General features: G+C 69.2%; 11 protein-coding genes and 1 pseudogene. 9 read left to right on the top strand and 3 right to left on the bottom strand.

Annotation, left to right across the window (positions count from 1 at the left end; translation table 11 throughout):
* Positions 1-169: 169 nt before the first annotated feature.
* The 6 genes from ASG63_RS14750 (at position 170) to ASG63_RS14725 (ending at position 6,878) form a co-directional block, all read left to right on the top strand.
* The gene (locus tag ASG63_RS14750; RefSeq protein WP_056217736.1) at positions 170-1,330 is read left to right on the top strand and encodes a cysteine desulfurase family protein; all 1,161 of its coding nucleotides are present in this window, start codon (positions 170-172) and stop codon (positions 1,328-1,330) included.
* 67 nt (positions 1,331-1,397) lie between these two features.
* Complete coding sequence (sufB, locus tag ASG63_RS14745) at positions 1,398-2,867, top strand: Fe-S cluster assembly protein SufB (RefSeq protein ID WP_056217733.1); 1,470 nt, start codon at positions 1,398-1,400, stop codon at positions 2,865-2,867.
* Between the two features lie 177 nt (positions 2,868-3,044).
* A complete protein-coding gene (sufC, locus tag ASG63_RS14740; RefSeq protein ID WP_056217730.1) occupies positions 3,045-3,797 on the top strand; it encodes a Fe-S cluster assembly ATPase SufC in 753 nt (250 codons plus the stop codon).
* A 2-nt stretch (positions 3,798-3,799) separates the two neighbouring features.
* Entirely contained in the window at positions 3,800-5,122 is a 1,323-nt protein-coding gene (sufD, locus tag ASG63_RS14735) for a Fe-S cluster assembly protein SufD (protein WP_056217727.1), read from the top strand.
* 72 nt (positions 5,123-5,194) lie between these two features.
* The gene (locus ASG63_RS14730) at positions 5,195-6,439 is read left to right on the top strand and encodes a cysteine desulfurase (RefSeq protein WP_056217723.1); all 1,245 of its coding nucleotides are present in this window, start codon (positions 5,195-5,197) and stop codon (positions 6,437-6,439) included.
* Between the two features lie 58 nt (positions 6,440-6,497).
* The gene (locus ASG63_RS14725) at positions 6,498-6,878 is read left to right on the top strand and encodes an SUF system Fe-S cluster assembly protein (protein WP_056217719.1); all 381 of its coding nucleotides are present in this window, start codon (positions 6,498-6,500) and stop codon (positions 6,876-6,878) included.
* Between the two features lie 7 nt (positions 6,879-6,885).
* On the opposite strand, the gene ASG63_RS14720 is transcribed toward ASG63_RS14725, so the two are convergent.
* A complete protein-coding gene (locus ASG63_RS14720) occupies positions 6,886-7,440 on the bottom strand; it encodes a Uma2 family endonuclease (RefSeq protein ID WP_244479921.1) in 555 nt (184 codons plus the stop codon).
* Positions 7,441-7,587: 147 nt separating this feature from the next.
* Between ASG63_RS14720 and ASG63_RS14715 the strand changes: the two genes are divergently transcribed.
* Positions 7,588-7,965 carry a HesB/IscA family protein gene (locus ASG63_RS14715; RefSeq protein ID WP_056217716.1) on the top strand — a complete coding sequence of 126 codons (378 nt, stop codon included), beginning with the start codon at positions 7,588-7,590 and terminating at the stop codon, positions 7,963-7,965.
* 21 nt (positions 7,966-7,986) lie between these two features.
* Here the strand turns inward: ASG63_RS14715 and ASG63_RS14710 are convergent, their stop codons facing one another.
* A complete protein-coding gene (locus ASG63_RS14710) occupies positions 7,987-9,057 on the bottom strand; it encodes a GGDEF domain-containing protein (RefSeq protein ID WP_056217711.1) in 1,071 nt (356 codons plus the stop codon).
* A 129-nt stretch (positions 9,058-9,186) separates the two neighbouring features.
* A complete protein-coding gene (locus tag ASG63_RS14705) occupies positions 9,187-10,881 on the bottom strand; it encodes a DEAD/DEAH box helicase (RefSeq protein WP_056217707.1) in 1,695 nt (564 codons plus the stop codon).
* A 276-nt stretch (positions 10,882-11,157) separates the two neighbouring features.
* On the opposite strand from ASG63_RS14705, the gene ASG63_RS14700 reads away from it, so the two are divergent.
* Entirely contained in the window at positions 11,158-11,889 is a 732-nt protein-coding gene (locus tag ASG63_RS14700; protein ID WP_056217704.1) for an aspartate/glutamate racemase family protein, read from the top strand.
* A gap of 599 nt (positions 11,890-12,488) precedes the next feature.
* Positions 12,489-13,358 (top strand): annotated as a pseudogene (locus ASG63_RS24300) (outer membrane protein); the annotation flags it as partial.

Raw genomic sequence — 13,358 nt, 5'->3', positions numbered from 1 at the left:
AACTAGAATCGTTCTAAACGAGCGCCGGTCGAGCCAGCTTCGGATCGGCGCGTTCCCCGCACGATGGGCGACCGGAACACGGATCGTGTCCGCGCCTTAGCATGATCGTGGGGGGCAAAAGCAAGGATTTGTCGTTTTCGACCTTGACGCCGCCAGTGGTTTTTCCCGGATGACTTCGCCCCGCGCCTACCTCGACCACAACGCGACCTCACCGGTTCGGCCGGAGGTTGCGGCTGCCGTGGTGCGGGCGCTGACCCTGCCGGGAAACCCCTCGTCGGTCCACGCGGAGGGCCGGGCGGCCCGGGCCGCCCTTGAGACCGCCCGCGAGGCGGTGGCCCGGCGGGTCGGCGCCGGCCCGGGCCGCGTGGTGTTCACGAGCGGCGGCACCGAGGCCGCCAACGCGGTCCTGTCCGGTGCCCTGGCGCGGGCGGGACAGTCCGCACCCACGCGCCTTGTCCTCGGCGCCACCGAGCACCCCTGCGTCTCGGCCGGCCACCGCTTTCCGGCGGAGGCGGTCGACCGCGTGCCGATGGACGGCGCGGGCCTGATCGACCTCGGCGCGCTGGAGACCCTGCTGCGCCGGCATGCCGCGGCGGACGTGCTGATCTCGATCCATGCCGCCAACAACGAGACCGGCGTGATCCAGCCGCTGGCGGCGATCGTGGCCCTGGCCCGGGCGCATGGCCGCGCCCTGGTGCATACGGATGCGGTCCAGGCGATCGGCAAGATCCCCCTGGACATGTCGGCCCTCGGCCTCGACGCCCTTAGCCTCTCGGGCCACAAGTTCGGCGCCCCGAAGGGCATCGGCGCCCTGGTGCTCGCCCAGGGCGTGACCCTCGGTGCTGGCTTCCTGCGCGGGGGCGGCCAGGAGGCGCGCCTGCGCGGCGGCACCGAGAACCTGCCCGGCATCGTCGGGCTGGGGGTCGCCGCGGACCTCGCCGATCCCGCCTCCGCGGACCGCCTCGCGGATCTGCGCGACGGCATCGAGGCGGGGCTGCGCGCCTGCGCACCCGACCTCGTCGTGTTCGGCGCCGGCGCCCCGCGCCTGCCCAACACCCTGTGCTTCGCCGTTCCGGGGCTCGATGCCCCGACGGCGCTGATGACGCTGGATCTCGCCGGCGTCGCGATCTCGTCCGGCTCGGCCTGCGCCTCCGGAAAGGTCGCCCGCTCGCCCGTCCTCGCGGCCATGGGCGTCACCCCTGCGCTCGCCGCAGGGGCCCTGCGCGTGAGCCTCGGGTGGAACAGCACCGAAAGCGACGCAGCGCGGTGTCGCGCCGCCTGCGAACGCCTGGTGGAGACCCTATATCGACGGCAGGGGCACGCGGCGTGAGTGCCGCCTTCCCAAGCCATCCGACCCACACCCGGCCCTTGACGCCGGGCATGTCAGGAGACGTGTAATGCCTGCAGTGCAGGAAACCATCGACCGGGTCCGCTCGATCGACCTCGACCAGTACAAGTACGGGTTCGAGACCACGATCGAGATGGAGAAGTCCGCCAAGGGCATCTCCGAGGACGTGATCCGCTTCATCTCGGCCAAGAAGGACGAGCCCGCGTGGATGCTGGACTGGCGCCTCGACGCCTACAAGCGCTGGCAGACCATGCAGGAGCCCGATTGGGCCCGGGTGTCCTATGACAAGGTGGACTACAAGGACATCTACTACTACGCGGCGCCCAAGCGCCCGGCGGCGATGTCGCTCGACGAGATCGACCCGGAGATCCTGAAGACCTACGAGAAGCTGGGCATCCCGCTGCGCGAGGTCGAGGTGCTGGAGGGCATCGCCCCCGAGCGCCGGGTCGCGGTCGACGCCGTGTTCGATTCGGTCTCGGTGGCCACCACCTTCAAGGCCGAGTTGTCCAAGGCCGGCGTGATCTTCATGCCGATCTCCGAGGCGATCCGCGAGTACCCGGACCTGGTGCGCAAGTATCTCGGCTCGGTCGTGCCCGTGACCGACAACTTCTTCGCGACCCTGAACTCGGCGGTCTTCTCCGACGGCTCGTTCGTTTACATCCCGCCGGGCGTGCGCTGCCCGATGGAGCTGTCGACCTATTTCCGCATCAACGAGCGCGACACCGGCCAGTTCGAGCGCACGCTGATCATCGCCGACAAGGGCTCCTACGTCTCGTACCTGGAGGGCTGCACCGCCCCGAAGCGCGACGACAACCAGCTCCACGCCGCCGTGGTCGAGCTCGTCGCCCTCGATGATGCCGAGATCAAGTACTCGACCGTCCAGAACTGGTACCCGGGCGACAACGAGGGCAAGGGCGGCATCTACAACTTCGTCACCAAGCGCGGCGATTGCCGCGGCGCCAACTCGAAGATCTCCTGGACGCAGGTCGAAACCGGCTCGGCGATCACCTGGAAGTACCCGTCCTGCATCCTGCGCGGCGACAATTCCCGCGGCGAGTTCTACTCGATCGCGGTGTCGAACGGCATGCAGCAGGTCGATTCCGGCACCAAGATGATCCATCTGGGCAAGAACACCACCAGCCGGATCATCTCGAAGGGCATCTCGGCCGGGCGTTCGCAGAACACCTATCGGGGCCTCGTCTCGGCGCACCGCAAGGCGACGGGCGCGCGCAACTTCACCAACTGCGACTCGCTCCTGATCGGCGACCAGTGCGGCGCGCACACCGTGCCGTACATCGAGTCGAAGAATTCCTCCGCGCAGTTCGAGCACGAGGCCACCACCTCGAAGATCTCGGAAGACCAGATGTTCTACTGCCAGCAGCGCGGCCTCTCCAACGAGGAGGCGACCGCGCTCATCGTCAACGGCTTCGTCCGCGACGTGCTGCAGCAGTTGCCGATGGAGTTCGCCGTCGAGGCCCAGAAGCTGATCTCGATCAGCCTCGAAGGCTCGGTGGGCTGAGGACAAGGGACGCCGCGAGCCGTCGCGACGCGGCGCCGGCGCTCTGGTTCCCCATGGGGGGACCGGAACGCCCGGCGCCCTGCCGTCCGGGCCGGCGGCCGCACATCAGAGCTTTCCGACGCCAGGGACCGTTTCGGTTCCGCGCCGGGTATTCAACCTAGAACGGACTATGCTGCAATGATCGAAATCAAGAACCTCGTGGTCGCCATCGAGGACAAGCAGATCCTCAACGGCCTCAACCTCACCGTGAACGACGGCGAGGTCGCCGCCATCATGGGCCCGAACGGCTCGGGCAAGTCGACCCTGTCCTACGTCATCGCGGGCAAGGAAGATTATGAAGTCCTCGACGGCGAGATCCTGCTCGACGGCGTCAACATCCTCGAGATGAGCCCCGACGAGCGCGCCGCCTCGGGCGTGTTCCTGGCCTTCCAGTACCCGCTGGAGATCCCGGGCGTCGGCACCATGACCTTCCTCAAGGCGACCCTGAACGCCCAGCGCCGGGCGCGGGGCGAAGGCGAGCTCTCGACCCCCGACTTCATCCGCCGGGTGAACGGGGCGGCCGAGAAGCTCGAGATCAACAAGGACATGCTCAAGCGCGCCCTCAACGTCGGGTTCTCCGGCGGCGAGAAGAAGCGCATGGAGATCCTGCAGATGGCGCTCCTGGAGCCGAAGTTCTGCGTCCTCGACGAGACCGATTCCGGGCTGGACATCGATGCGCTCCGCATCGTCTCCGAGGGCGTCAACGCGCTGCGCGCCCAGGGTCGCTCGTTCCTCGTCATCACCCACTACCAGCGCCTGCTCGACTACATCGTGCCGGACGTGGTCCACGTCATGTCGCAGGGCCAGATCGTGAAGTCGGGCGACAAGGACCTCGCCAAGGCCCTCGAAGCCTCCGGCTACGCCGAGTACCGCACGGGCGAGGCCGCCTGACCATGGCCGACATCACCCCCCTCCGCACCGCGGCCGAGACCGGGCTGTCCAAGCTCTTCGAAGCCACCAGGATGAAGTACCCCACGGGCGTCTCGATCGCCCGCGAGGAGGCGTTCCGCTACTTCGAGGCGGTGGGCCTCCCGACCCGCCGGGTCGAGGCCTTCAAGTACACCGACCTGCGCTCGGCCTTTCGCGATGCCGCGCACCCGGCGGAGATGCCGGCGGCCGAAGTCGCTGCGCGCGCCGTCGCCGATACGAAGGGCTTCGCCGGGATCGAGGCGGTGCGCCTCACCTTCGTCAACGGCCACATGATCGCGGATCTGTCCGACCTCGGCCGCATCCCGGCCGGCATCACGGTCACGCCGCTGACCCAGGCGCTCACCGACGGGCACGCCCTCCTCAAGAAGCTGGCGCCGGTGCGCCAGGCGTCCGAGAACCCGATCTATCAGCTCAACACAGCCTTCCTGGCCGATGGCGTGCTGATCGCCGTGGAGCCCGGCGCCAAGGTCGAGACCCCGCTGCACCTGCGCTTCATCGCCACCGGATCGGAGACGTTCTCGACCGCCACCCGCGCGCTCGTGGTGCTGGGGGAGGGCGCGGAGGCGCTGGTCCTGGAGAGCCATGAGGGGCCGGACGGCGTCGCCTACCAGCCCAACGACGCCCTCGACGTGACGGTGGCCGACAACGCCACCTTCCGGCACGCCCGCCTGAACGCGGAAGGCCGCGAGGCCGTGGCCCTGTCGACTTTGTCGGTCAAGCTCGGCGCCGCGTCGGCGGTCGAGACCGTCAACGTGGTCGTCGGCGGCGTACTCTCGCGTCACCAGGTCTACCTGAACTTCGCCGGAGCTGACGGCCGCGCGGTGGTGAACGGGGCGGCCATGCTGAATGGCCGGCAGCTCGCCGACACCACCTTCCTGGCCGATCATGCCGCCACCGGCGGCGTGAGCCGCGAGCTGTTCAAGACCGTGGTGGATGATGCGGCCACGGGCGTGTTCCAAGGCAAGATCATCGTCCAGCAGGCGGCTCAGCAGACCGACGGCAAGATGATGTCGGCCTGCCTCATCCTGTCCGACGAGGGGCAAATGATGAACAAGCCCGAGCTGGAGATCTTCGCCGACGACGTCGCCTGCGGCCACGGCGCCACCTGCGGCGCCCTCGACGAGGACCTGCTGTTCTACCTGATGCAGCGCGGGCTTCCGAAGGCCCAGGCCGAGAGCCTGCTGGTCCAGGCCTTCCTGGGCGCAGCCATCGAGTCGGTCAGCCACGACGGCGCCCGCGAGGCGCTGATCGGCACCATCGAGGCGTGGCTCGCGGCGCGGGGCTGATCGCACCCCGCCGACGGCCCTCTCCCGCGACGGGGGAGGGCCGCGCGCGTCCGACACCACACAGGTCCACCCATGAACGCACCCGTCCCGAACATTCCCTACGACGTCGAAGCGATCCGGGCCCAGTTCCCGATACTCGGCGAGAAGGTCTATGGCCGGCCGCTGGTCTATCTCGACAATGCGGCCTCCGCGCAGAAGCCGCGCGCGGTCATCGACGCGATGGTGGCCTGCATGGAGACGGGGTACGCCAACGTCCATCGCGGGCTGCACTTCATGGCGAACGCCGCCACGGAGGGCTTCGAGGGCGCGCGCGAGACCACCCGGCAGTTCCTGAACGCCGACTCCACCGACGAGATCATCTTCACCCGCAACGCCACCGAGGCCTACAACCTCGTGGCCTCCTCGATGGGTCTGCTCGGCCAGATCGGGGAGGGCGACGAGATCATCCTGTCGATCATGGAGCACCACTCCAACATCGTGCCCTGGCACTTCCTGCGCGAACGGCGTGGCGCGGTGATCAAGTGGGCCCCGGTGGACGACGCGGGCAACTTCCTCGTCGAGGAGTACGAAAAACTCTTCACGCCGCGCACCCGGATGGTGGCGATCACCCACATGTCGAACGTCCTCGGCACGGTGACGCCGGCGGCCGAGATCGTGCGCATCGCCCATGCGCACGGCGTTCCCGTACTCCTCGACGGGGCCCAGAGCGCGGTGCACACGCCGATCGACGTGAAGGCGCTGGATTGCGACTTCTTCGTCTTCACCGGCCACAAGGTCTACGGTCCCACCGGCATCGGCGTGCTCTACGGCAAGAAGGAATGGCTGGAGCGGCTTCCCCCCTACCAGGGCGGCGGCGAGATGATCCGGACGGTGAGCCAGGACAGCATCACCTACAACGATCCGCCCCACCGCTTCGAAGCGGGCACGCCCGCCATCATCGAGGCGGTCGGCCTCGGGGCCGCGCTGGAGTTCATGATGGGCGTCGGGCGCGACCGGATCGCCGCCCACGAGGCGTCCCTGCTCGCCTACGCGCAGGAGCGCCTGGGCGCCATGAATTCCCTGCGGATGATCGGCACGGCGAAGGGCAAGGGCGGCGTCATCGCCTTCGAGATGAAGGGCGCGCACGCCCACGACATCGCCACCGTGATCGACCGCTACGGCGTCGCGATCCGGGCGGGGACGCATTGCGCGATGCCGCTGCTCACCCGCTTCGGCGCCACCTCCAGCTGCCGCGCCTCATTCGGCCTGTATAACACCACGCAGGAGGTGGACGCCCTGGCCGAGGCGCTGGCCAAGGCCGAGATGATGTTCGCCTGAACGATTTTCGAGCGGGGCCCGGCCACTCCGCGCCATCGCGAGACCAGGACAGAGACCCATGAGCGATTCAGCCATCACCGGGGGGGCCAACACCCCCACCATCGCGAGCGACTCGGCGATCCCGCCCGAGGAGCTCGACCGCCTGACCGACGACATCGTGGTCGCCCTGAAGAGCGTCTACGATCCGGAGATCCCGGCCGACATCTACGAGCTCGGACTGATCTACAAGGTCGACATCGCCGACGACCGAAAGGTCGCCATCGATATGACCCTGACCGCGCCGGGCTGCCCCGTGGCCGGCGAGATGCCGGGCTGGGTCGAGACCGCCGTGGCCGCCGTGCCGGGGGTCCAGTCCTGCAGCGTCACGATGGTTTTCGATCCGCCGTGGGATCAGAGCCGGATGTCCGACGAGGCCCGCGTCGCGCTGGACATGTGGTAGCGGACCGTCAGGCGATGGGGGCCTCGCGCAGTCCGACGAAGGTCATGCCGTCGTAGATGTCGGCCAACGACAGGGTCGCACCGATGGCGGGCAGATCGACCTCCGCGTCCATGGTCTCGAAAGCCTGCGTATCCCAGGTTTCTCCATCGCGCCGATAGAGCGTGGCGCTGGGCCAGCGTGTTTCCCCGAGCTGGATATAGGCGATCGTCGGATGTCGCTTGTATTCTTCCAGCTTCCGGAAGCGATCGAGGGTGCTCGTCGAGGGCGACAACACCTCCACGACGAGGCGCGGCGTTCGGCTCTCGTAGCTGTCCGGAATCACGTCGCCACATTCCACGGTGACGTCCGGACGGCGCAGGGTCGCGATCCCGGTGCGCGCAGCTGGCCATGAAGGGCGGCGATGATGTTGACGGTGTCCCGGTCCTGCTGGGCGCTGGCCCCCGTCATCATCTTCACAAGGGGGTACCGGCACGCCCTCGACGAGTTCGTGGAGACGATCCTGGCGCTGCTGGCAGGCGACAAACGCCTCGACGCTCATCGCGCGCCGCGCCCTTCGTGCCATGAAAGCCTCCATCGGCCGTCGCCGAGGATAACGCGGTTCAGGTCGGCTTCCGCCGGCCATGGACCGCAGGCTCCGCAATCCTTATCTTAACCGGGTTCAAGCACCCTCACCCGCCCGGGCCTTGAACCCGGCCGTCGGAGAGACATCATGGCATCGAAGTTCAAGGTCCTTTCGCTGACCGACGCGGCGGCAGCCCGCATCAAGGCGATCATCGCCGATGCGGACCAGCCCATCGCGGGCGTCCGGGTCGGCGTGAAGAACGGCGGCTGCGCCGGCATGTCCTACACGATGGAATATGCCGAGGGGCAGAAGCCCGGCGAGGACAAGGTCGAGGATCGCGGCGTCACCGTCTTCGTCGATCCGAAGGCGCTGCTGTTCCTGCTCGGGACGCAGATGGACTTCCAGACCAGCAAGCTCTCGTCCCAGTTCGTGTTCAACAACCCGAACCAGACCTCGGCCTGCGGCTGCGGCGAGTCCGTGGCGATCACCCCGGTGAACCCCGAGGCGGTCCACGCCGGCGCCTGAGGCGCCGGGCCAGACGCAGGATCAGGCGACGCTCGACAGGTCCGCGACGCGCGACAGGTCCATGTCGGCGTCGTCGACCGTCCGGTTGCGGCCGTCGCGCTTGGCCCTGAACATGCACTGGTCGGCCCGCTCGAGCAGCGACACCGCGGTGTCGCCCGGGCGGTGCATCGCCACGCCGAGGGAGATCGTGATCTTGCCGAGCGACTCCCCGGTGGACCGCTTCACCAGTTCGCGCGCCATCACGCTGGTCCGCACCGTCTCGGCGAGGGCGTAGGCCGCCGCCCGGCTCGTGGCAGGCAGCAGCATGGCGAATTCCTCGCCGCCGAAGCGGGCGAGGACCGCGCGGGCCTTCACGGGCTCGCGCATCACCATGGCCACGAGGCGCAGCACCTGGTCGCCCGTGATGTGGCCGTAGACGTCGTTGAAGCGCTTGAACGAATCGACGTCGATGACGATCAGGCAGGCCGGGGCGGCCGGGGAGGCCCCCTGGACCAGCCGGCACAGGCTGTCCTCGAAGTGCTTGCGGTTCGACAGGCCGGTGAGCGGATCGGTGAGGCTCTCCAGGCGCGTCGCCTCCAGGGTCTCGCGCAGGGTCTCGATCTCGCGCCGGCTCTCGCGCATCCGCGCCTCCAGGGTGCGGTTGTTGGCCGTGACCTCCCGCGTCGTCGCCACGAGGGCGGCCACCACCTTGTGCACCCCGGCCGCCGTCGGGACCGTCCCGTCGAGGTCTCGCGCCAGGGTCCGCAACGACGCGTCGTACTGCGCCGTGGAGCCGAGGGAGAGGTCCAGTACCTCCATCACGCCCGCGATCTCCGACAGGACGCTGCTGCTCGCCCGCTCGGTGGCGGTCGAGAGGCGCGAGGGATCGAGATAGCTCTCGTAGAGGCCGTCGATGTCCGCGTGGCTCAGGCGCCCCGATGCGGCCGTGAGGCGCTTCACCGCGTCGTTCATCTGCGGCTGCGTGCCCGAGACGTAGGCGTACCAGACGGCGTAGGCGCGTGGTTCCGCCGACGGACCGTAATCGCGGATCAGCGCATTAGCACGCTCGGCCAGCGCAAAGCTCCGTTCGCGGTCGCCCTGACTGCCGCCCATCGTTCGTCCAACCGTCCCATCCACCCGGCCCGATCCCGGAGCGGAGCGTTTCCGCAGGATCGCATCATGCGGACGCGATGGTGGAGATGCGGTTAAGGTTCGACAGGATGAACGACTGGCGGTGTCACGTTACTTCGAAGATTTGACCACGGCCGGACGCAGCAGAAAGGCCGGCACATGCGAGCCGAGACCGACGGGTGTCTCGCCCTCGTCTTCGTCGCCGCGCCGCCGCGGCGAACGACGCTCGTCGCGGGACCGCTCGGACCGCTCGGCCGTGCGCTCGGGACGGGGCGCCCGCTGCGGGGCCGGGGCCGCGGGGGCGGCGAGGTCTTGCGCGACCTCCGCCTCCGGGGCCGCACGCTCGGACGAACCCCGGCGGGACGACCGCCCGCCCCGTCCGTCCCGGCGTCCCTCCCGCTTGGGGGCGCACTCCTCGACGGACGCCTCGGGCCGATCGCCGGCCTCGGGCCTGGCATCGGATCGGGCGCTCTCGGCCCTCGGCTCCGAGCGGCCGGCCGATGCGGCACGCTCCTCGGGATTCCGGCCCTCGGAATTTCGTGTCTCGGGATTCCGGGCCTCGGACTTGCGCCCTTCGGATCGGCGGGCTTCGCCGCCGCGGACCTGCCGGCCGGTCTTGCCGCGGTAGCGCGTGCGGGTCGCCTCGCCCTCCGCGGAAGGGGCGGATTCAGGCACCGAGGCGAGGTCGCCCTCGGCCCAGGGGATCGGCTGGCCGATCAGCGCCTCGATGGCGTGGAGCGAGCGCTCGTCGGACCGGCTCACCAGGGTGAAGGCGTGCCCGGCGCGACCGGCGCGGCCGGTTCGGCCGATCCGGTGCACGTAGTCTTCCGGGTGATGCGGCACGTCGAAGTTGAAGACGTGGCTCACGGCCGGGATGTCGAGGCCGCGGGCCGCCACGTCGCTCGCCACCAGGAGCGGGACCTCGCCCGAGCGGAAGGCGTCGAGGGCGATGGTGCGGGCGCGCTGGTCCATGTCGCCGTGCAGGGCGGCCACGTTGAAGCCGTGGCTGGCAAGCGACTTCTGCAGCAGCGCCACGTCGCGCTTGCGGTTGCAGAAGATGATACCGTTGTTCAGCTCGGCCTCGCCCCGGATGAGGCGGCGCAGGAGGTCGCGCTTCTCGTGCCCCTCGGAACTCGTGGCCACGAGCTTCTGCACGATGGTCGAGGCGGTGGAGGCGGGCCGGGCCACCTCGATCCGCTGCGGGGTGTGCAGGAACATGTCCGCCAGCCGCTCGATCTCCGGCGGCATGGTGGCGGAGAAGAAGAGGGTCTGGCGCGTGAAAGGCACCATCTTCACGATGCGCTCGATGTCGGGAATGAACCCCATGTCGAGCATGCGGTCGGCCTCGTCGATGACGAGGAGCTCGACGCCGGTGAGCAGCAGCTTGCCGCGCTCGAAATGGTCGAGGAGCCGGCCCGGCGTCGCGATCAGCACGTCGGTGCCGCGCATCAGCTTGGCGTCCTGCTCCGCGAAGGAGACGCCGCCGATGATGAGGGCGACGTTGAGCTTGTGGTTGATGCCGTAGCGGTCGAAATTCTCCACCACCTGGGCGGCGAGCTCGCGGGTCGGCTCCAGGATCAGGGTGCGCGGCATGCGCGCCCGGGCACGGCCGTTCTCCAGCAGGGTCAGCATCGGCAGCGTGAAGGCCGCCGTCTTGCCGGTGCCGGTCTGGGCGATGCCGAGGACGTCGCGGCGCGCGAGCACGTGGGGGATGGCCTGGGCCTGGATCGGCGTGGGCTCGGAATAACCGGCCGCCGTGACGGCCTGGAGGACTTTGTCGCTCAATCCGAGGTCGGCAAAAGACATATTCTATGAGAACCGTTGCGCGCGGGAATGGACCAACCGGCGCGGAGGACATCGACACGGCGACGGCTGGCATCAGGGGCGGCTTCGACACTCGACCCGCCGCGCACACGCGTTGCGGGGACACTTAGGGCCTTGCACGGCCTTGTCAATCGAGGGGAGCCCAAGCAGGACGGCTTATCCGCAGGCCCGTGGTCCGGCGTCCCCCCTGGCCGAGCTCTTGCTCGGGCCCTTGCTCAGGCCTGCACCATTCCCACCCTTGACGAGGTCCGGACCCCCTTGCGCATCCTCCTCATCAACCCGAACACCACCGCGTCGGTCACCGACCTCGTGGCCGGCCATGTCCGGGCAATCGCCGGGGCCGGCGTCACCCTGGTGCCCGCCACCGGGCGATTCGGGGCCCGCTACATCGCCAGCCGCGCGGCGGCGGCGATCGCCGGGCACGCCGCCCTCGACGCCTTCGCCGCGCAAGGGGCCGGCTGCGATGCGGTCTACCTCGCCTGCTTCGGTGATCCTGGCCTCGCCGCCCTGCGCGAGGTCTCCCCGGTGCCCGTGGTCGGGATGGCGGAGGCCGCCTGCCGGGCCGCGCAGGCGGGCGGGCGGCGCTTCGCCATCGTCACGGGCGGCGTCCTGTGGGGACCGATGCTGACGGAGTTCGTGGCCGGCCTCGGCCTCGACGATCACCTCACCGGCGTGCGCACCGTCGCGCCCACGGGGGGCGAGATCGCCGCCGACCCGGAGGCGGCCCTTGGCCTCCTGGCGGCGGCCTGCACCGCCTGCGTCCGGGAGGACGGCGCCGAGGCCGTGATCCTCGGCGGTGCGGCCCTGGCCGGCCTCGCCGCACGGATCCAACCCGCCGTCCCGGCGCCGGTGCTCTGCTCGGTGGAGGCCGGGACCCGCGCCGTCCTGGCCGCCGCGGCCGGGGCAAGGGCCGGGCGACAGGCCGAGGCTCCGCCCCTCGCGAGCCTCGGCTTGTCGCCGGCGCTCACGGCCCTGTTGGCGGGCGACTGACGGCCTCTCCGCCACGCGGCGATGATTCCTTGCAGGGCAGGGCGCAGGGATAAGCCCCTGCGTCGGTTCTGCAGGCCCATGTCGCTTGCGGCGCAAGGCATCCACGCCATGCGTCGGCTCGGCGGTTCGGGCGGGACAACGCCTCCCGGATCCTCGTGCACGAGAGCGACGGGCTAGGCTTGCGCACCGGTGCCCGCGCAGGGCTCGGCCCCACGGCGGCGCCCCCCTCGCCCGAGAGGGGAGGATCTGACAGGCGAGAGTCCAATAGGCAGGGATCCGACAGGCAGGGATCCGACAGGCAAGAAAACGCCGAGACACGCCAGCGCTCGGCAGAATTCTGCCGGCCCCGCACATCTCAACAAAGTGTTCAGCCGCGCCTTGATTTCAACACGGCTTGCACAAACCGGAGATCACCTGTCTCTCATGGATGTGCGTGATGGCACCCCCGCGCAAAGGTCAGGATGACCGGTCGCTAACCTTTACCCTTCTTTGACATCTGGGGGCCTAATAGGTGGCCTTGTTGCAGGAAAGCGACAGACCTCGCGTCGGCCAGGGACTACAAGCGCGCCGGCTCTCGCCAACCAGGACCAGGTAAACCAATGAAAAGACTGCTTCTCGCCTCCACCGTGCTCGCCGGCCTGACTGCCGTCGCTTCGGCCGCCGACCTTCCGCGCCGCGCGGCTCCCCCGGTGTTCGTGCCGGTGCCGGTGTTCACCTGGACCGGTTTCTACGCCGGTTTCAACGCCGGTTACGGCTTCGACGCCTCCAGCAACAACCAGGCGACCGTCATCGGCGTGAACGGCGCCAGCACCCTGGTCCTGCCGGGCACCACCGCTGCCATCGCCTTCGGCAACGGCCGCAGCAACGACGGCTTCGTCGGCGGCGGCCATCGGCGTGAACGGCGCCAGCACCCTGGTCCTGCCGGGCACCACCGCTGCCATCGCCTTCGGCAACGGCCGCAGCAACGACGGCTTCGTCGGCGGTGGCCAGATCGGCTACAACTACCAGTTCACCCCGGGTTCGGGCGTGGTCGTCGGTATCGAGGCCGATGCTCAGTACGTCGACTTCGGTCGTGAGCGGAACCGCTTCTCGGCCACCGGCCCGCTGGCCGCCCAGCAGGTCTTCAACCCGGCCGGCGTCTCGGGCCTCGACTACTTCGGCACCGTCCGCGGTCGCCTCGGCTACGCCTTCGACCGCACCCTCGTGTACGTCGGGCCTCGACTACTTCGGCACCGTCCGCGGTCGCCTCGGCTACGCCTTCGACCGCACCCTCGTGTACGGCACCGGCGGCTTCGCCTACGGTTCGGGTGGCGGTCGCGACTTCGGTCTGACCAATTCCAGCCGTGACGACTTCCAGACCGGCTGGGCTGCCGGCGGCGGTATCGAGTACGCGCTCCCCACCGACTCGTTCCTGAACTTCTTCAAGTCCTCGGCCGACTCGTTCCTGAACTTCTTCAAGTCCTCGGCCG

The sequence above is a fragment of the Methylobacterium sp. Leaf94 genome, assembly GCF_001426045.1.
Classification (GTDB): Bacteria; Pseudomonadota; Alphaproteobacteria; order Rhizobiales; family Beijerinckiaceae; genus Methylobacterium.
This window is presented reverse-complemented; position numbering and strand designations above follow the sequence as displayed.